The following is a 19,165-nucleotide window of genomic DNA, read 5'->3' as shown; positions in this document are numbered from 1 at the left end:
TGCTGCGACTGGATCTCAACTCCACCCATGCCACACTTATACAAAGCTACCGAACAAAATTAAAGCAGAGCCTTAAATTTATAATGATTTTATTATCGACACACAGACGAGCAGCAAAACAGCGCCCACGCAGCCATCTCACATCAGATGCAGCTATGACACATTAAAATTTATGCGCTAATTTATAAAAACATCTCGGCAGACAGTGCGGCGACCAGCGGGTGCAATGGCCGGGGGGACGCTGCGGAAAACTGGCTTGGGGGCACGTAATCCTGCTCGAGAAAGGACGACAGACTGGCCATCACCGCGCCCGGGTCGGCCATTAAGTCAGCATAAGCGACCTCGGTGACCTGGTGGGAAGGAAGCAACTGTAGTTCTTGCGCCAGCGCGTGGTTCTGTGCCCGAACCTGCCGCACCAACCGCGGCAACGCCAACCGCGCCAGCACCGCTTCACCCACCAGTGAGTGCAGTTTAGAAAGCACCCACCACAGGCGATACCCATTGCGATAGCTTCGCCGGTCTCCCCGGGGGCTTAGCAACAATTCCAGGTAAGGTTGCGGTCCACGCAGGTAGCTCAGCAAGGCGTTCAGCGAACTGCTGAGCACCTCCCGGGCATCCCGCCGCAGATAAATAAAGCGAGCATCGGGAAACGCGCGGATCAGTGCATCAGCGTTGCCGGTATCCCAGGGATTTTTCAGCAACACCGCCTCTGCACCCGGGCTGATCTCCAGCAATGTCCGACAGAGGCGCACCAATACCGCTTGGTTGTGCGCACTCACCCTGAAACCGCCGCCACAGCGGCGCAGTAAAAAGCCGTATTCCTCGACCGCCTCCGCCGTTATCGCTGTGCTGTCTAATCCACGGTCAACAATCCCCAACTGGCCCAGATAGCGGTTGAGGGCCTGCTTGTCATGGCCCTCACCGCCCTCATAGTGATTTTTCAGCAACCTGAAAAAGTAGAGGAGTCGATAGAGATTAAGATGACTGAAAGAGAAACTGCGGGCGAGACAGTCATACAAAAAGGTCGTGCCCGACCGGTGCAGCCCCATAATAAAAACCGGCCTCAGGGGCCCATCGCCAAGCCGGGGCAGATACACCTTATCTTCATCGCCCGACGGAAAATCCGGTCTGCTGGGCATTTGCTTGCCAGGCAATGTCGGCACTCCCTGTGATAAATATTGACGAGATCCCAACCCACTGAGGCAAGATCAGCTACTGCCGTTGAGCTCCTCAAATTGAGACCAGATCAGGCCCTGGTATTGCCCCGGCAGATCGTGCCATTCAATGCGCCGACCCACACCGGGCTTTGGCCGCCCCTCAAAGACATCCACCACACCAACATTGCCCTTACGATCAACCCCGGCAGCCACCGTGTGCGCCCGACCGGCATCATCAACAAAGACCACCGCGAAGCGATCACGCATGTCGGGGCCGTTGTCAATCACCACTTCAATGTATTCGTCCTGCTCCTCCTCGTTGGGCAGTGACGCCGAAATAAAACTCTCTGGCTGGGCCATCAATTGTCTCCCTCAACACAAATCCCGGCGGGCACTGACAGCGCCGCCGCTCAATCACCCTCTTTGCACTTGCCGACAGCGCCTGGCAGATCCCAAAGGCTGGCATGAACTTAAGCCCGACGAACTTCCGACACTATTTTCGCTATCTATACGCCACCAACCTAGGGGGATGCAATACCGATATTCCGACCCTGCGAGCCGGCATAGGCGAGAGCACCGCGATCGGCTAGAATGCGCGGTTTTCTCCTGAGCATTCTTCCCCGAGGTTCCAATTATGGCCACGCCCCCTAAAGTCGGCTTTGTCAGTCTGGGCTGCCCCAAAGCGCTAGTGGATTCTGAGCGCATCCTTACCCAATTGCGTATGGAAGGCTACGATCTGGTGCCTAGCTACAACGACGCCGACGTGGTGGTAGTCAATACCTGTGGGTTCATAGACAGTGCCAAACAGGAATCCCTCGACGCTATCGGCGAGGCGCTCAAGGAAAATGGCAAAGTCATCGTGACCGGCTGCATGGGCGATGATGCAAAAATTCGCGCCGTTCACCCCGACGTGCTGGCGGTCAGCGGGCCTGCCGCCTACGAGGAAGTGGTCACCGCGGTACATGAATGGGCACCGCCGGTGAAAGCCCACGACCCCTTTACCGACCTGGTGCCGCCCCAGGGCATCAAGTTGACCCCCCGGCACTACGCCTACCTGAAAATTTCTGAGGGCTGTAACCACCGCTGCAGCTTTTGCATTATTCCCTCCATGCGCGGCGATCTGGTCAGCCGCCCCATTGGCGATGTGCTTGAAGAAGCCCAGCGCCTGGTCAAAGCGGGTGTTCGCGAACTGCTGGTCATTTCCCAGGACACCAGCGCTTACGGTGTGGACATTAAATACCGCACCGGCTTCTGGAACGGCCGCCCGGTCAAGAGCCGAATGTTGGAGCTGTGCGAAGCCCTTGGCGAGATGGGGGTGTGGGTACGGCTGCATTATGTCTACCCCTACCCCCACGTGGACAACGTGATTCCGCTGATGGCCGAGGGCAAGATCCTGCCCTACCTGGACATCCCCTTTCAGCATGCCAGCCCGAAAATTCTCAAGGCCATGAAGCGCCCGGCTCATCAGGAAAAGACCCTGGAGCGAATCAAGGCCTGGCGGGAAATCTGCCCCGACCTGGTCATCCGCTCTACCTTCATCGTCGGCTTTCCCGGCGAAACCGAGGAAGACTTCCAGATGCTGCTGGACTGGCTCAAAGAAGCCCAACTCGATCGGGTCGGCTGCTTCGAGTACTCCCCGGTGGAGGGCGCCAGTGCCAATGAACTGCCCGACCAGGTGCCCGACGAGATCAAGAAAGATCGCTGGGAGCGCTTTATGGCTGTTGCCCAGGAAATCTCCAGCGCTCGCCTGCAGGCCAAAATTGGCAGTCAACAGGAAGTGCTGATCGACTATGTCGACGAAGAAGGCGCAGTGGGCCGCAGCATTGCCGACGCCCCAGAAATTGACGGCAAGGTTTACCTCGACGGAGTGACCGATGTGCAACCCGGCGACGCCCTGGTCGTGAATATTATCGGCGCCGACGAATACGATTTGTGGGCCGAGCCGGCGTGAATTTACTTCTGCTCACGGAGGCAGATTTCACCCGCCCCGGGCGGGTACAACTCACCGATCAGCGGGCTCGTCACATCATCCAGGTACTGGGCAGCGCCGTGGGTGACTCACTCAAGGTTGGCCAGCTGGACGGCCTCCGGGGTAGTGGTACGATTATCGAGTTGAGCAATAATAGCGTCACCCTGGAAGTGACCCTCGATACCCCACCGCCCGCAAAACTGCCTTTAACCCTGTTACTGGCCTTACCTCGCCCCAAGGTGGCCCGCCGCGTTCTGGCCGCCGCCACCGAGCTGGGGGTCGAGAACATCATTTTGATCAACAGCTACCGGGTCGAAAAGAGCTATTGGCAGAGCCCGCTGGTAGACGATGACCACCTTCGCAATGCCATGCTCGAGGGCCTGGTCCAAAGCGGCGACACCCACCTGCCGAGCCTGACCCGGGCTACCTTGTTCAAACCCTTCGTGGAAGACCACCTGCCCGAGTGGTTGTCGCAGCGCACCGGTTTACTTGCCCACCCCTACGCCGAGGTTGCCTGTGATGGGGCTCCCCAGAAGCCCTGCCTGCTGGCGATTGGCCCCGAGGGCGGATTTATTCCTTACGAAGTGGACAAATTGCTCAGCGCGGGCATGACCGGGATCAGTCTCGGCCCACGCATTCTGCGAGTGGAAACCGCCGTCCCCGCCCTGATCGGCGCCCTCTACTACTGACCTTCAACCAGCAGCATGGCACTGGCGCAATCTGATTGCGCCGCTCGGCGCCTTACTTCCATAGCCCCTCCCCCGGAGGCCATCCCCTCAAACCCCAACCAGGGACCCTCTGCATAACTACGGATAGGCGGCAGTTTCGCTTTGCTCTAGTGTTATTGCTGTGAGAATTAGCGCCGACCGGGAAACTCCGACCACGGTGAGCGCAAACCTAATAAGAACATCAAAGAAAACGACGGGCGCAACATGGAAATACGCAGCCAACACGTTAACCAGGAAAGGCCTAACTACCATCACTATGCGTTACCACCCCAATCGTAAATTCAGCCGGCACCCGCTCGCTCCCTGTTTCTGGACGCGCGCCGCTACCGGCCTGGCGTGCTTGCTGCTGTCACCCGTGATCGCGGCCCAGCCCTGGTCACCGGACTACACCTTGCACGGTTTCGGCACCCTCGGTGCCGTGCACTCCACCCAGGATGACGCCGATTTTAGCGGCAACCTGTTCCAGCCTAACGGCGCCGGAAAAACCCGGGACATTAGCACCAGCGTCGACAGTAAAGTCGGGCTGCAGCTTGACGCCGACTTCGCCAATGACATCACCGTCATCGCCCAGGTGGTCTCGGAATACCAGTACGATGGCAGCTACTCGCCGGAAGTCGAGTGGGCCTTCGTTCAATACCACCCCTTGCCCGAGCTGAGCCTGCGCGCAGGACGCATTGTGACCGCGCCCTTTATGGAATCCCAGACACGACTGGTGAGTTACAGCCAGACGTGGGTACGTCTGCCCAATGAGCTGTACAGCCTCAACCCCATCACCCACAAACAGGGGTTTGATGCGCGCTACCAGATCCCCCAGGGCCATCTGACCCATACCGTCAGCGCATCCTGGGGCACCACCAAGGAAAACTTTGCCAACGGCGCCAACGTCAAAGCTCGCGACCTGTGGGAATTCGAGTATCGTCTCGACATCGCCGCCACCACCTTCCGGCTGGCCTACTCCAATATTAATTTTGACCTGAACTCCACCGAGCTCAGCGCTCTGGCCACCGGTTTGTCTGCGTTCAAGGATGATCCCGGCAGCAACGGCGCCGCCGCCCGAGACAATATTCGCTTGATCCGCAACCGCGGCGGCACCTACGAGATTTTTGCCGCTGGCCTTCAGCATCAACCCAACAACTGGCTGTTGCGCAGCGAACTTGCCGTGGTTCGCACCGACGACCGCACCTTTATCTCTGATACCCACGCCTGGTATCTGACCGTCGGCCGCCGGCTGGGCGCCTTCACTCCCTACCTCAGTGTTGCCCAGGTCAAAGCAGACCGGCGAGATGAGGCGCAACTGAGCACCGAAGGCTTGAGCCCCGAGGAGGCCGAGCAGGTCAATCAACTCAATCAGGGTGTGGCGCTGACCATCGACTCCTTCACCTTTGATCAACGCAGTTTCGGGGTCGGCCTGCGCTGGGACTACGCGCCCGGCCTCGCCCTCAAACTTCAGTTCGACCACGTGGAGTCGAAGGACGGTGCCCGCAACATCGGCCGGTTTGTAAACCCGACAGGGGACTTTTCAGCGGGTAATTCAGCCAATGTCATCAGCCTCAGCATGGACTTTGTTTTCTAATGAGATACGCAATGAAACTGATTAGCTGCCTGGCGGCCTCGGTCATGCTGTCTCAGATGGTGCATTCGGCCAGTGCCGAGGTCGTTGTGGTCGTCGCCGCCGACAGCCCAGTAAATTCGCTCAGCAAAAGCCACATCGCCAATATCTTCTTGGGCCGCAACAACTACCTGGATGGGCGCATCAGGGTCACCCCCGTCGACCAGCCCGAAGGCAGTCAGGCCAGACAGGAATTTTATGAAAACGTGGTCAACTGGAATCCCGCCAGTGTTAAGGCGCATTGGTCAAAAATGATCTTTACCGGCCGGGGCAAGCCGCCACGCCAGGTTGCCAGCGACACCGCTGTGAAAGCACTGGTGGCCAGCAGCCCGGGTGCGATCGGCTACATTGATGCTGCCAGTGTCGACAGCTCCGTCAAAGTGCTAAAGCTCGCCCAATAGCCGGGCGCTATCTCAATGGCCGATATGATGAAAACAAAACCCTTCAAACGCATGGCTCAGCGCGTCACCGAAACACAAATTCTGTTTCCGGCCTTGGCCCTGATCGTCAGTGCCGTGCTATGGATGGGCACGGTCTTGCTGATCCGGGTCGATACTCAAGCCACCCGCGACAGCGCCCTTGCCATGACCCGGGAACTGACAGAAACCTATGAGGCCCAGGTACTCAGAGTACTGCGGGAAATTGAGCAGAACTTCAAAATCATTCAATACGCCTTTGATCAGCAGCCACGTGATCAAATTCTCGCCGAACTGTCAGTGCGAGAACTGCTGCCCCCAACCCTGTTGTTCAACATCGCCATCTTGGGCCCAGGCGGCCGGCCCTTGCCCGGCTCTGCCACATTGGCCTACCCCGTGGACGAAGACACCCTGGCGACTCACGCCCAGAGCGATAACCTGATTATCGATGCACCGGCAGCCACGACAAGCTCAAGCGAGTATTTGCAGTTCCGCCGCCGCCTGAGCAATCAACAGGGCGACTTCGTTGGCGTGGCGGTTATCGAAGCAGACGCGGCCTTTTTCACCAGCAGCTATGACGAGAGCCGAATGGGTGAAAACGGCATGCTGGCGCTGATCGGCACCGAGGGGCAGGTCAAAGTGCGCCGCTTGGGACAGCAGGTCATCGCGGGCGAACCGATGAACTATGGCGAGTTCATGGAGGGCCTGGCCAGCGACATGGAAACCGTATCGCTGTTGCGCCGCTCCCCACTGGATGGCGAGCTGCGCTACATCTCCGCCCGCGCGCTGTTTGGTTTTCCGCTGGCGGTCGCAGTGGGGCTGTCGGAGGCAGAGCAACACGCCCCAATGCAAGCGCGAGCTGACACCTATATCGCGCGCGGAGCCCTTATCAACCTTTTGTTATTGCTGGTCATTGGCTTGCTGTGGCGGCTCAGCGCCCAGCTCGCCCGCAGTCGCCGACTCGAGGTGGAAAACAAGATCGCCCATGCAGAGCAGATCGAATACCTGGCCTACCACGACGGTCTCACTGGCCTGCCCAACCGCAGTCTGTTCAGCAAACTGCTGAGCCAGAATATCGCCCAGGGGGTACGCGCCAACACCCAGTTGGCCTTGATGTTTCTGGACCTGGATCACTTTAAATACATCAACGACACTCTTGGCCACGACGCCGGGGATGATTTGCTCAAGGAGGTGTCCCAGCGCTTGCGCGATGCCCTGCGAGAAAGCGATATCGTCGCCCGCCTGGGCGGCGACGAGTTTGTGGTTATTTTGCCCGTGGTGAAAACCGCGGAAGAATGCGTGACCGTCGCCCGCAAAATTATTCAGACCGTTGCAAAACCCTACCAGCTCGCCGGTCAAAACTTCAGCGTCACCGCCAGTATCGGCATCAGTATGTTCCCCGAAGACGGCCGCGATGAAGAAACCCTTACCAAGCACGCCGATATCGCCATGTACAAGGCCAAGCAAGAGGGCAAAAACACCTTCCAGCTTTACTCCTCTAATTTGCACGCCGAATCCATTGAGCGCCTGGCCCTCGAGAGCAACTTGCGACAGGCACTGGAGCGCGACCAGTTCACGCTGATGTTTCAAGTCAAACAGAACCTCAAACGGGACGGCATTTCCGGCGTGCAGGCGGTGCTGCGCTGGCAACACCCCCATATGGGCCTTGTGACACCCTCTCGCTTCCTGAAAGCGGCTGAAGAGATGGGCCTGTTGGTCCCGATTGGCCGATGGATGCTCAACCAGGCCTGCCGCCTGCATCAGCAATGGTTGGCGGCCTCGGGCCAAACCCTGTGCATCGCTGTGGAGCTGTGGCGGCCAATGTTTTACGCCAGCCACCTGCTTGCCGACATTCAATCAGCACTCAAGGATGCCGGCCTGCCACCCGAGTGCCTGGAGGTCGAAATCAGCGAAAGCGTGTTGATGGAAGACATCGACAAAAGCATCAAAATACTCAGCAACCTCAAAGCCCTCGGTGTGCGCATCGCCCTGGGCAACTTTGGCGTTGGCTATTCCTGCATGGGCAATTTGCGCAGCCTTCCTGTGGATGTGATCAAACTCGACCGCAGCTTTGTCAGCAATCTCAGCCCGGACAACGAGGACCGCGAACGGGCAGAGGCAATTTGCACTTTGGGCAAAAGCCTCGGCATGACGCTGATCGCCGACGGCGTGGAGACAGACAGCCAGATGCAATACCTCAAGGCCAACTCCACGCGTTGCCTGGAAGGCTTCTACCGCAATTCGCCCATGACCGCCGAGGCCTTCTCAAACCTGATTCAAAGCCTCGAACGGCAGGCGAGCTAGTGGCCCTTGCAATGGGCCGGGCCAGAGCCTGCCCCATGAGCGCAGCGAGTGCTTTGGGTATTCCGCGGGCTACGCCTTGCCAAAAGCCCTTGTGCCGAAGCTGGACGAGACATTGTTTAGCGCATGGGCCACTACGACCTGTCTATTTTGTGGGCCTGTGCTAGGGTAACTGCTGTGGATTACGGAGAAGCCAGAGGAGCTTGCCATGCAGTCTACCCAACATCTGTTGACGGAGCTGACGTGCAACAACCAGCAGTACCGCTACTTTGATCTGACCAAACTCAACGACCCCCGGGTGGCGAAGCTGCCCAAATCCCTCAAGGTGCTGCTGGAAAACCAGCTGCGCCATTTCGATGGCAGCACCATTACCGACGACATCATCGAGGCCTTTCTCGATTGGGTCGACTCGCCCACCGGGGGCGACGACCTGAACTTCTCCCCCGCCCGGGTGCTGATGCAGGACTTTACCGGTGTACCCGCCATCGTCGATCTGGCAGCGATGCGCGATGCGGTGGCCAAACGGGGTGGCGACGTTCGCGCTATCAACCCGCAAATTCCCGTGGATCTGGTCATCGATCACTCCGTTACCGTTGACCAGTTTGGCTCCGCCCAGGCCTTCGCCGAGAACGTGGCCCTGGAGATGAGCCGCAACGTGGAACGCTATCGCTTTCTGAAGTGGGGGCAATCGGCCTTCAAGAATTTCAATGTGGTGCCCCCTGGCACCGGCATCTGCCACCAGGTCAATCTCGAGTACCTGGCCCGGGTAGTGTGGCATGAGAACACCGACGACGGCGCACTGGCCTACCCCGACACCTGTGTGGGCACCGACAGCCACACCCCTATGGTCAACGGCCTGGGTGTCCTAGGCTGGGGGGTCGGCGGCATTGAGGCCGAAGCAGCCCTGCTGGGCCAGCCTTACTCCATGATCCTGCCCGAGGTGGTCGGCTTTGAATTACAGGGCAAACTGCAGGAAGGCGTCACCGCCACCGACCTGGTGTTGACCGTGGTCGAAATCCTGCGCAAGGAAGGAGTAGTCGGTAAGTTTGTCGAATTCTTCGGCGACGGCCTGGCCCAGCTGACCGTGGCCGACCGGGCCACCATCGCCAATATGGCACCCGAGTACGGCGCCACCTGCGGTTTCTTTCCTGTGGATGATGCAACCCTCGATTATCTTCAACTCAGTGGCAGGCCGGAGGAGACCGTCGCCCTGACCAAAGCCTACTGCCAAGCTCAGGGGCTGTGGCGGGCGCCCGGTGACAGCCCGGTATTCAGCAGCACCGTCAAACTCCAGCTCGATACCGTAGAACCCAGTCTGGCCGGGCCCAAACGCCCCCAGGACCGGGTGGGGCTGAGCGGCCTGCAAAACGCCATGCAGGAGTTTATCGAGCTCGGTGGCGCCAGTGTCGACGACCGCCTAGCCATCGAGGAAATGGACCTGGAGCTGCACCAGGGCGCCGTCGCCATTGCTGCTATTACCAGCTGCACCAACACCTCCAATCCCGATGTGATGATCGCCGCCGGGCTGGTCGCCCAAAAGGCTCGCCAGCGCGGCCTACGCGTCAAGCCCTGGGTCAAGACCTCGCTGGCCCCCGGCTCAAAAGTTGTCAGCCAATACTTGAGCGAGAGCGGCCTCCAGGAAGACCTCGACGCGCTGGGCTTCGACGTCGTGGGCTACGGCTGCACCACCTGCATCGGCAACTCAGGCCCCCTGCCCGAGCCCATCGCCAAGGCGCTCGAAAATAACAACCTCACTGTATCAGCCCTGCTTTCCGGAAACCGGAATTTTGAAGGACGAATTCACCCCCAGGTGAAGGCCAGCTGGCTGGCATCGCCGCCACTGGTGGTGGCCTTTGCCCTTGCCGGCACCACCATGACCGATATCCAGTCTGACCCGCTGGGTCAGGACAAAGACGGCAAGGACGTCTTCCTGAAGGACATCTGGCCCACCGGTGATGAGATCCAACAGATCCGTAAACTGGTCAGCGGCGACATGTACCGCCAGGCTTACAGCGATGTCTATCACGGCACCGAAGAGTGGCGCGCGCTCAGCGTGGAGGCCAGCGATACCTACCCCTGGCAGGAAGACTCCAGCTATATTCGCTGCCCAACGTTTTTTGATCAGCTGGACATTCGCGAGCCCGTTTTTCCGGAAATTCGCGGCGCGCGCATGCTCGGCCTGTTCGGCGACAGTATCACCACCGACCACATTTCCCCCGCCGGCAAGATCGCCCTGGACAGTCCCGCCAGCCACTACTTGCAGAGTCTCGGCATCAAACCGGAGGACTTTAACTCCTACGGCTCCCGCCGAGGTAATCACGAAGTGATGATGCGCGGCACCTTTGCCAACACCCGGCTGAACAACCTGCTGGTCGATAAGGTCGGCGGCTACACTCGGGGGCCCAAAGCCGACGAAGTTTTGAGTTTCTTTGATGCAGCGATGAAGTTCGCCAAACAAGGAACCCCGCTGGCGATCGTCGCCGGCAGTCAATACGGTACCGGCTCGAGTCGCGACTGGGCGGCCAAGGGACCGCTGCTGCAGGGTGTCAAAGTGGTCATTGCGGAAAGCTTCGAGAGAATCCACCGCTCCAATTTAGTCGGCATGGGCATCGCCCCGGTGGAGCTCGACCCCGAGGTGCCGCTGTCGATGCTCGATTTGCAGGGCGATGAGCAAATTGACGTGCTGCCCTGCGACCCCGAGCTTAGCCCCAAGCAGAACCTGCGGGTGATTTTCTCCCGCCAGGGAGGCAGCCGCCACGAGGTGCTCGCCCGTTCCCGAATCGATACCGCCCAGGAGGTGGAGTACTTCCGCCACGGCGGCATCCTGCAATACGTACTGGCCAAGCTCGATCGCTGACTTGAATGACGGCCGAGGCTTTGCCGCGGCCGTCGCCAGTGGCATACTCACCCCCGAAGACGGGTACACTTTTTGTGGAGCAAGGCGGCATGAAAATAAACCTGGAAGTCGATATCACCCCGGAAGAGCTGCGCCGCTTTATCGGCCTGCCTGACGTACAGCCATTCTGGGACGCTATCTCCAAACGCATCTCCGATGGCGATTCAGAAATGGTCCAACAGATCGCCAAAACCGCCTTCACCGAAGGCATGAAAACGGTGGACCTGTCAGCGCGCATTCTCAAATCCCTCAGCGCCTATGCCACCCGCCGCAATACGGAAGAGCCCGAAGAAGCGGAGGAAGACAAGCCGCGCCGGCGCGCCCCCCGAAAAAAAGCGGCCAGCAAATAGGCGTCATCTAAGCCAATCCATTGAGTTGTAAATCATGAAATCCAAAACCTCCTCCGGCAGTAAGAATCTGACTGCCTCTGGCAAAGTGTTGCGAGTACGAAATGCGGCGCTCGGCGATATTCCGTCCATCGAGGCCCTCTCCAAACGGGTTTACAAGGGCACTGGCATCGACCCCTACACCCGCGCCGAACTGCGCGGCCAGCTGAATTATTTTCCCGAGGGCAAGTTCGTTGTCACTCTCGATGATGACGTAGTCGGCTACTGCGCGACCTTCCGCATCAGCAGTGAAATAGGGCTTAAACCCCATACCTGGGAGTCAATCACGGCAGATGGTTTTGGCTCCCGCCACGACCCTCAAGGCGAATGGCTCTACGGCATGGAGGTCTGTGTCGATAAAGAAGTACGCGGCTATCGAATTGGCCAGCGCCTCTACAATGCCCGCAAAAAGCTGTGCGAGTCCCTGGGTCTGAAGGGCATTGTATTTGTGGGCCGCCTGCCGGGATTGTCCCGGCGGATACGACGCTACGGCAGCGCAGACGCCTACCTTGATGCCGTGGTTAACAAGACCGCCAGAGACCCCGTGCTGTCGTTCCAGTTACATAACGGCTTTGAAGTCCTGTCTTTGGTGCCCGGCTATCTGGTCACCGATCTGGACTCGATGGGCTACGGTGTTCACCTGGTATGGCGCAACCCCAAAATCGACAGCGCCGCCAGCGATGCCCACATCAAGCGTTATGGTGGTCGTCAACCTGATACGGTTCGGGTGGGCACCGTGCAGTACATGCAGCGACGGGTTCACTCCTTCAGCGAATTCATGTCCTTTGTGGAGTACTTTGTTGACGTGGTCGCCGACTACAAGGCCGACTTCGTGGTGTTTCCCGAACTGATTACCCTCCAGCTACTGTCGATCGAAGACCAGGAGCTGACCCCGATTGAATCGATCGAGGCACTCACCAAGTACACCCCCCGGTTCAAAGAGGCCATGCAAGACCTGGCCGTGCGCTACAACATCAATATCATCGGCGGCAGTCACCCGACCCGGGTACCAAACGGTCGCGTGGAAAACATTTCCTATGTGTTTCACCGGGACGGCCGCATCGACGAGCAGGCCAAAATCCATCCCACACCCAATGAGGTATTCTGGTGGAATATCGAAGGCGGCAGCGATCTGAACGTGATCGACACCGACTGCGGCCCCATCGGAGTGCTGGTCTGTTACGACTCGGAATTTCCCGAACTGTCCCGTCACCTGGTAAACCAGGGCGCTGAAATTTTGTTTGTGCCCTTCTGTACCGACGAGCGCCAGAGCTATTTGCGAGTGCGCTACTGCTGTCAGGCCCGCGCGGTGGAGAACCAGATTTACGTGGTCATGTCGGGCAACGTGGGCAACCTGCCCAACGTTGCCAACATGGATATCCAGTACGCGCAAAGCTGTATTCTTACACCCTGTGACTTCCACTTTGCCCGGGACGGCATTGCGGCCGACACCACCCCCAATGTCGAGACCGTGGCCATTGCCGATCTTCGCCCAGAGGCCCTGCGTATTGCCCGCAACAGCGGGACCGTGCAGAACCTGCGCGACCGCCGCCACGATTTGTACCAGATGAAGTGGCGCGGTAAATAAATTCACAGACCGCACACCGGGCAATACCCGGTGTGCATTTGTCGATTTATCCGCTGACGTCTACACTGAGCCATACATTTGTAATGCTAGTAATGGGCGAAAGGGAACCATGAGCGCAGATCTCAAACTTGGCTGCAGAGGGGACGAGGTCGCCCGACTTCAAGCCCATCTGTGCCTGGCGGGATTTGATGCGCATCCCATTGACGGCCATTTTGGCCCGACCACTGAGGCCGCCCTGATCGCCTGCCAGCGTTTTTTCGGACTGTTGCCCAACGGCGAGGCCAGCGACGAATTGCTCACTCAGATTGGCGTGACGGGCCCAGACCTGAGCTGTCAATTCCACCCCATCTGCCACCAGATCGACGTGGATTTCGTGGCCGCTATTTTCCCTGAAAGCACCCCGCGAAAAAACATCGAAGCCAATTTGCCGGAAATCTTGCTGGCCATTAAATACGGCGCCATGGACGACCGGGACCTGGTGCTGATGGCCCTGGCCACCATCCGGGCCGAAAGCGAAACCTTTGAGCCCGTCTCGGAGGCGGTATCGAAGTACAACACCTCCCCCAATGGCCGCCCCTTTGATCTTTACGACTATCGCAGTGACCTGGGCAACATCGGCCCACCGGACGGCGCCAACTATCGTGGCAGAGGCTTTATTCAGCTGACCGGCCGGGCAAATTATCAACACTTCTCCCTGCAGCAGGGTCTTGAGGATCGCCTGCTGGCGCACCCAGAATGGGCCAATCATCCACGCCTGGCAGCACGGCTGCTGGTCGCCTACATCCAGAGCAAGCAGGCACGTATCAAATACGCTCTGATCGGCAATGACCTTGCCAGCGCCCGCAGACTGATCAACGGCGGCAGCCACGGCCTGGCGCGATTTATTGATACCTTCGAAAAAGGCAAACAGCGCCTGACCTAACAAGCAAGATCAGGCGAGAACTTATCGGCGCCATTACCAAAATGAAAACTCGGGGTGGCGCGCCCAAAACTGACACTGTTCCTGACGCAGGGCACTACCCACCTCAGGACCAGCGCGCAGCTTCAGGTAGCGGGGCTCGGCCTCGCTGTAGCGCGGCCACTGCGGTAGCTCCGCCGCGCTGGGTGTCCCGGAGCGGGCGAAGGCAGACCAGTAATCCATCACCAGAGACCGGGTACGCCGCTGTTGCTCATTCCCCACGCGACCGGCAAAGCTGTTATATCCAAAAACATAGGGCATCTCTGCCCCGTGATACGTGCCCAGCTCAGCGGCGCCATCGTTGAAAAACCAGGTCATGATCGACAGCAACGGCGCACTCGCTTCCTCTTCAAAGTGATAGAAAAACACCGCATTTTGCGTTGACCACAGGTCAGCCAATTCACGACTGGGACACACCTGCATCACGTCGTTAAACAGTTGCGAGAACGCGCTCCCGATTGGCTGGTAATCGTCATAGGGATATAACGTCGCCAATTCCTGGCCACTGCCAGGCACCATTTCCTCCAACCGCTGCAGATATTCCGCCTCGCTTTGGGGAAATTCCAGGTTGCCGGTGAACAAACTCCCCTCATCTCGATTGATCCCCACCACCATGGGTACGCCAGCTTTAGGCTGCGCCGCCAAACTCGACATCGCCGTGTCGTGCAGAAAGTGCTGGTCGATAACAGGTTTGGGAAAGTAGGAAAACGACTCAGAGCTGGAGGTCAGCAGATTACTCGGGGTAATACCGCGATCTTCAATCTCCTCGGGGCTCAGGGATCGAGCACAGTCGATCGGCGACGCAGCGTCACTGCAGCCGATAGTCGACAGGAATTTTTGCTGCTGGGCTTTGGCCTCTTCGGCACTGAGGGCACCCAGGGCCTCGCACACCCCACTTTGCAAAATAACGCGATGCATCAGCCCCTCGGTCAGGGGCGAGGCCAACAGCAGGCAGGTCGCGACGCCGCCGCCGGATTCACCAAACACGGTTACCCGTTGCGGATCGCCGCCAAATGCGCGGATATTTTCCTGCACCCATTGCAGGGCAGCGACCATATCCAGCAAGCCCTGGTTGCCGGGGACCCCACTCCCTTCAAGATCGTCAGTTTGTAAAAATCCGAGGTAACTCAAGCGATAGTTGAGGGACACCACAACCACGTCCTGGCGGCCGCTGAGTACTTCGCCGTCGTACTGCGGCTCATTGGCGGAGCCCAACATTAATCCGCCGCCATGAATCCAGACCATGACCGGGTACTCGCCCGGTGCAGCCGGCGCCCACACGTTCAGATACAAACAGTCCTCATTGGAGCCCGATGCCATTTCAGGCTTGGCCCCCTGCACACAGGCATCGGAGAAGGAAGCGGCGTCACGCGGACCTTGCCAGGGGGTGACCGGGCGCTGGGGCGCCCGCCAACGAAGTTCACCCACTGGCGGTTGCGCATAGGGAATGCCCAGGAAGCGCTGGACACCATCGCGTTGCTTGCCGATCAAGGTCCCCGCGGCTATCGCCAGGTGCACATCATCGCCCGCAGGCCTTCGACTTAGCAGCCAAACACCCATGACGACGATGACAATAACCAGCAGCACAACCAAACGCCGACTTGCTTTGCCTGCCATCAGGACTTCGCCTTAGCGCGTCCTGTGGTTGCCTGCTGGCGCCGGGCAAGGGAGGCCGCGCAAAGTTCGTCAAAACTTTCTTGCAGGCACTGCGCCAGTTGCTGAGGATCGCTAACCCAACTCGGGCAGGCCGACACCCCAATGGTCAATCGACCGTTATAACTTGTGCTGGCCACCAGCAATCCCATACCGGGAACCAGAGGACCCACACCCGTAAAAATCAGCATCTCGGCACCCAGGAAGTAGAGCGGCTGTTGCGGACCTGGCACATTGCTCACCACCGCATTGGCAATCGGCCTCGATTCAAACTTGCTCAAGGCGAAGGGCAGCAGCGCACGCGCACCGGCAGCCACCAAGACATTGGGAATATTTTCACTGATCGCCAGCATTTCTTTGGTTGAATTCGCGCGCTGAATTTTCTTGGACTCTCGGGTCTCCTCAGCCACCAGCTTCATGCGCACAGCGGGGTCGCTCTCCTCAGTGAACATACACGCCCGCATCAACGAAATGTTGTTGCCAAAACTGCTGCTATTACTAAATTTATCCTCGCGCATGTTCACCGGGCACATCGCAAACAGATGGTCGCTTGGCGGCGCATTCTGGCTTTCCAGGTAGCGACGAAGCGCGCCCCCCACTAGGGTCAGCACCACATCATTGACGGTCGAATTCTCGGCCAGCACGCGCATGCCCTTGATCGCATCCAGGTCAAAGGCCCTGGCCTGGAACACGCGTCGGTACTCCATCGGACCGTTAAACAATGTCTTCGGCACTGCCACTTGCTCGTCAATTTCAGCATCCTCAAACAGTGACTCAATACGATTCACCGCCAGTTTGCCGAGGGACTTCCCAAGCATGGGCACTTTGCGCAGGAAGGAGGCTTCTGTCTTCCACCCTTGCTTGAAATTATTGACCATCGCCCGACGGGACATGGTCAGCAGCGATGGTTCCGGCTGCGCTTCATAGTTTGCCGGTGGTTCATAGCTCACACCGGCCGGCTGATGCAGTGCCGCCAACAAACCGCGAACCGTATCGCCGTCGGCAAGGGAGTGCTGCATGCGGGTGAGTATGGCGAAGCAGCCCTTGGGAAGATCGTCACAGTTATCCAGCCCCTCAATCACGTGCATATCCCACATTGGCTTGGAGTTATCGATTGGGGTCGCCTGAATTTGGGCGCATAGAATGCAGAACTGCCGCCAATCCTTGGGGGCTGGCAGGGCAATGTGTTTGATATGCGATTCAATATGAAAATCCGGATCATCCACCAAGTAAGGGGCATCCAGATTGAAGGGCACACCGCAGACTTTACGCCGAAAGATTGGCAGCCCTGCCATCACTTTGTCGAAGTAACTGAGAATTTCCTGAAAACCCAGCTTGCCGCCCTTCACCGTGGACTGATCATAAATGGTCACCACAGTGAAATGGGTTTTCACGGCAGCCGTCTCCAATTGAAACATCGCCGCATCTTGACCTGTTAGCTGTAGCATCGCATCCCGCCCACTTATTGATTAATGTTGTTATTCACGCCACATCGGTCGCCGCCAGCTGCGCTAAACTGCGCCGTCGATATCCCCGCGCAGATACGCCTGTAGAAACGTCAATTCCTGCTCCACCCCCTTGTCGGCCTGGCTGATCACAAATTTCTCCAGGCGTCGGCCAATAAGGGGGACGCGGGCAGCACACTGATGATTGATCGTATAACGGCAACCCGCACGATGGGGTTCAAGGGCAAAGTCGCCATAAATATCAATGCTTTGACCTTCAATCGCGACCTCAAACTCGCCGTTCCAGCCCTTCACTGTGTTTTGCCAATTTTCTCGCAAATGGAATAGCTGACTCGGCTCAAAGAATTTGCTGAACATCGCGGGCAAGGACCGAGTTACCCGACGCGACATGAGAAACTCGTGACCCTGACTGGCCGTCTTCTTCACTTTGCAGCTTACCTGGCTCTCGCCAAGACGTTCACTCCTGAAGCGCCTGAAGTCCGGGCTTAGAAAAAGCGCCGCCACCTCGGGCAAGTCCCGATCAAATACAAAGGTTACCGCCAATGCCAACTCCTTGAGCGCTATTTATGATTATTAACGTCGCAGATTTCTGCCGCGCTTTTGCTCCGGTCCACCATCGTGACTCACCCGGATTTGGCTTTTATCGCACGAATTTTGTTAATCAGCAATTAAGCAAATAGCCCCTTGATAGGGCTCATTGATGAAAGTCGCTCGAGCTGCTGCCCTAAGGTGTCAGCCATCATCCAACAGAAGAGACAAAGGATCACCAACGGGGTGAGTAGGACGCAATGACGGGTAGATCACGATCCACCAACAGGCAACACGGCAGAGATCAAAATGGCTAACACGACGGAATGCGCCCTGCATAAGACGCACAACGAAAATGGGCAGGAGAAGAATCAACCGATAAAATTTAATTCCAGAAATACAGCTTAATTTAGTCGTTATTACTTTTTGCTATTTTTCTTCGCAGCAGAAGCCACCCCTGCGCGAAAGCAATCGAGCTGCCGAAAAAATGGGGCTACGCTGAAACCTGTGCCCCAGCCACCTTCTTACCCAGCTTGGCATTCACCAGGGCAAACGCACCGACTACAAACATCATTAATGCGCCGTAGGTTGCTGGCAACATCCCAATGGCTTGATTCTCAAGCACGACCGTTGCCACAAACACGGCAACCGAAGTATTCTGCAAGCCGACTTCTATAATGATGGTAGTACGCTGCTGCCTCCCCAATCGTCCGAGGGTGCCTAACAGCCAACCCGCCGCCATCACCGTCAACATAAAGCCAATGACCAGCACACCCATGCTCGTCAAATTCTGCAGCAACAATGCTCGCTCGCTCACCAGATAACCCGTTAACACGAAGGCCATTGCCACCGCTGCTGCAATCCGCATTTTACCTTCCATGCCAATGGCAAAGGCGGGAAAATAGCCCCGCACTAGCATTCCTACAGCGACCGGCACAACACACAGCATCATCAGCTGTTTGATCAGTAAGCCCACCGGAAGCGAAAAGGCGGCCAGCTCCTGCAGAGACAACAAACTGGGCGCCAGCCCCAGGATCAGCGGCATGGTAACCACAATCAGCAGGCTATTCATCGCCGTTAGCCCCACCGACAGCGCAACATCGGCCTTCGCCGCAAAGGACACCGCGTTTGAGGTCACCCCGCCCGGGCAGGCCGACAACAACAGCAAGCCCAACGCGACGTGATCAGGCACGGTCACCAAGCTTAAAATGGCAAGAGCGATTAGTGGCAGCAACAGCATTTGGCCAAGCAGGCCGAGCAACACTGGTTTGGGCCGTCTGGCCAGCACCGCAAAGGACGATGGCGTTAAACTCATGCCCATCCCCACCATAATCAAAATCAGGGTAGCGGGAATAATCACGGTAAAAAAAAGGTCAAACGAACTCATGAAGTGACAACTCTTATTATCAATTGGCCCCATGATACGCGAAGCTCCAGGACAGACGAAGCGGCCCCCGGCACAGCGCAGTCAGCACATCACCGCGGGCAGACGTTGCCGTGTTGCCCACGC

15 protein-coding genes are annotated in these 19,165 nt (G+C 58.0%); 9 read left to right on the top strand and 6 right to left on the bottom strand.

The genetic code is table 11. The features are described from left to right. Window positions 1-182 precede the first annotated feature (182 nt). Together NCG89_RS15070 and NCG89_RS15065 are read right to left on the bottom strand one after the other, a co-directional pair. Window positions 183-1,139, bottom strand: coding sequence for a sulfotransferase (locus NCG89_RS15070; RefSeq protein WP_251087388.1), 957 nt, complete (start codon window positions 1,137-1,139; stop codon window positions 183-185). 69 nt (window positions 1,140-1,208) lie between these two features. After that, window positions 1,209-1,517: a hypothetical protein gene (locus tag NCG89_RS15065; RefSeq protein ID WP_251087387.1), complete on the bottom strand. Its 309-nt coding sequence runs from the start codon at window positions 1,515-1,517 to the stop codon at window positions 1,209-1,211. A gap of 274 nt (window positions 1,518-1,791) precedes the next feature. Between NCG89_RS15065 and rimO the strand changes: the two genes are divergently transcribed. From rimO to NCG89_RS15020, 9 genes are all read left to right on the top strand, one after another. After that, the gene (gene rimO, locus NCG89_RS15060; RefSeq protein ID WP_251087386.1) at window positions 1,792-3,108 is read left to right on the top strand and encodes a 30S ribosomal protein S12 methylthiotransferase RimO; all 1,317 of its coding nucleotides are present in this window, start codon (window positions 1,792-1,794) and stop codon (window positions 3,106-3,108) included. Beyond that, complete coding sequence (locus NCG89_RS15055; RefSeq protein ID WP_251087385.1) at window positions 3,105-3,815, top strand: 16S rRNA (uracil(1498)-N(3))-methyltransferase; 711 nt, start codon at window positions 3,105-3,107, stop codon at window positions 3,813-3,815. The genes rimO and NCG89_RS15055 overlap by 4 nt, the downstream gene beginning before the upstream one ends. Window positions 3,816-4,194: 379 nt before the next feature. Beyond that, window positions 4,195-5,427: a porin gene (locus tag NCG89_RS15050; RefSeq protein WP_251087384.1), complete on the top strand. Its 1,233-nt coding sequence runs from the start codon at window positions 4,195-4,197 to the stop codon at window positions 5,425-5,427. An 11-nt stretch (window positions 5,428-5,438) separates the two neighbouring features. Continuing rightward, window positions 5,439-5,864 carry a type 2 periplasmic-binding domain-containing protein gene (locus NCG89_RS15045; protein ID WP_251087383.1) on the top strand — a complete coding sequence of 142 codons (426 nt, stop codon included), beginning with the start codon at window positions 5,439-5,441 and terminating at the stop codon, window positions 5,862-5,864. Window positions 5,865-5,879: 15 nt separating this feature from the next. Next, window positions 5,880-8,183: a putative bifunctional diguanylate cyclase/phosphodiesterase gene (locus NCG89_RS15040; RefSeq protein WP_251087382.1), complete on the top strand. Its 2,304-nt coding sequence runs from the start codon at window positions 5,880-5,882 to the stop codon at window positions 8,181-8,183. Window positions 8,184-8,388: 205 nt separating this feature from the next. After that, window positions 8,389-11,037 (top strand): aconitate hydratase AcnA, encoded by a 2,649-nt coding sequence (gene acnA, locus NCG89_RS15035; RefSeq protein WP_251087381.1) that lies wholly within the window; start codon window positions 8,389-8,391, stop codon window positions 11,035-11,037. 89 nt (window positions 11,038-11,126) lie between these two features. Further along, entirely contained in the window at window positions 11,127-11,426 is a 300-nt protein-coding gene (locus tag NCG89_RS15030) for a DUF6489 family protein (RefSeq protein WP_251087380.1), read from the top strand. 34 nt (window positions 11,427-11,460) lie between these two features. Further along, on the top strand, window positions 11,461-13,050 hold the full coding sequence (locus NCG89_RS15025) for a bifunctional GNAT family N-acetyltransferase/carbon-nitrogen hydrolase family protein (protein WP_251087379.1): 1,590 nt from the start codon (window positions 11,461-11,463) through the stop codon (window positions 13,048-13,050). A 109-nt stretch (window positions 13,051-13,159) separates the two neighbouring features. Beyond that, window positions 13,160-13,972, top strand: a complete 813-nt coding sequence (locus tag NCG89_RS15020; protein ID WP_251087378.1) for a peptidoglycan-binding protein — start codon at window positions 13,160-13,162, stop codon at window positions 13,970-13,972. 33 nt (window positions 13,973-14,005) lie between these two features. Here the strand turns inward: NCG89_RS15020 and NCG89_RS15015 are convergent, their stop codons facing one another. The 4 genes from NCG89_RS15015 to NCG89_RS15000 form a co-directional block, all read right to left on the bottom strand. Further along, complete coding sequence (locus NCG89_RS15015; RefSeq protein WP_251087377.1) at window positions 14,006-15,625, bottom strand: carboxylesterase/lipase family protein; 1,620 nt, start codon at window positions 15,623-15,625, stop codon at window positions 14,006-14,008. Beyond that, the gene (locus NCG89_RS15010; protein WP_251087376.1) at window positions 15,625-17,109 is read right to left on the bottom strand and encodes a wax ester/triacylglycerol synthase family O-acyltransferase; all 1,485 of its coding nucleotides are present in this window, start codon (window positions 17,107-17,109) and stop codon (window positions 15,625-15,627) included. Before NCG89_RS15010 ends, NCG89_RS15015 begins: the two co-directional genes overlap by 1 nt. A gap of 63 nt (window positions 17,110-17,172) precedes the next feature. Continuing rightward, a complete protein-coding gene (locus tag NCG89_RS15005; RefSeq protein ID WP_251087375.1) occupies window positions 17,173-17,670 on the bottom strand; it encodes a DUF2505 domain-containing protein in 498 nt (165 codons plus the stop codon). Window positions 17,671-18,148: 478 nt separating this feature from the next. Continuing rightward, a complete protein-coding gene (locus NCG89_RS15000; protein ID WP_251087374.1) occupies window positions 18,149-19,042 on the bottom strand; it encodes a bile acid:sodium symporter family protein in 894 nt (297 codons plus the stop codon). Between the last annotated feature and the right edge of the window lie 123 nt (window positions 19,043-19,165).

Origin of the sequence: Spongiibacter taiwanensis (assembly GCF_023702635.1) — a bacterium.
GTDB lineage: Bacteria > Pseudomonadota > Gammaproteobacteria > Pseudomonadales > Spongiibacteraceae > Spongiibacter > Spongiibacter taiwanensis.
This window is presented reverse-complemented; position numbering and strand designations above follow the sequence as displayed.

Excerpts from the sequence above, each read along its gene's own strand:
- NCG89_RS15070 (WP_251087388.1), bottom strand. The coding sequence starts at position 1,139 with ATGCCCAGCAGACCGGATTTTCCGTCGGGCGATGAAGATAAGGTGTAT.
- NCG89_RS15065 (WP_251087387.1), bottom strand. The coding sequence starts at position 1,517 with ATGGCCCAGCCAGAGAGTTTTATTTCGGCGTCACTGCCCAACGAGGAG.
- rimO (WP_251087386.1), top strand. The coding sequence starts at position 1,792 with ATGGCCACGCCCCCTAAAGTCGGCTTTGTCAGTCTGGGCTGCCCCAAA.
- NCG89_RS15045 (WP_251087383.1), top strand. The coding sequence starts at position 5,439 with ATGAAACTGATTAGCTGCCTGGCGGCCTCGGTCATGCTGTCTCAGATG.
- NCG89_RS15040 (WP_251087382.1), top strand. The coding sequence starts at position 5,880 with ATGGCCGATATGATGAAAACAAAACCCTTCAAACGCATGGCTCAGCGC.
- acnA (WP_251087381.1), top strand. The coding sequence starts at position 8,389 with ATGCAGTCTACCCAACATCTGTTGACGGAGCTGACGTGCAACAACCAG.
- NCG89_RS15030 (WP_251087380.1), top strand. The coding sequence starts at position 11,127 with ATGAAAATAAACCTGGAAGTCGATATCACCCCGGAAGAGCTGCGCCGC.
- NCG89_RS15025 (WP_251087379.1), top strand. The coding sequence starts at position 11,461 with ATGAAATCCAAAACCTCCTCCGGCAGTAAGAATCTGACTGCCTCTGGC.
- NCG89_RS15020 (WP_251087378.1), top strand. The coding sequence starts at position 13,160 with ATGAGCGCAGATCTCAAACTTGGCTGCAGAGGGGACGAGGTCGCCCGA.
- NCG89_RS15015 (WP_251087377.1), bottom strand. The coding sequence starts at position 15,625 with ATGGCAGGCAAAGCAAGTCGGCGTTTGGTTGTGCTGCTGGTTATTGTC.
- NCG89_RS15010 (WP_251087376.1), bottom strand. The coding sequence starts at position 17,109 with ATGCTACAGCTAACAGGTCAAGATGCGGCGATGTTTCAATTGGAGACG.
- NCG89_RS15000 (WP_251087374.1), bottom strand. The coding sequence starts at position 19,042 with ATGAGTTCGTTTGACCTTTTTTTTACCGTGATTATTCCCGCTACCCTG.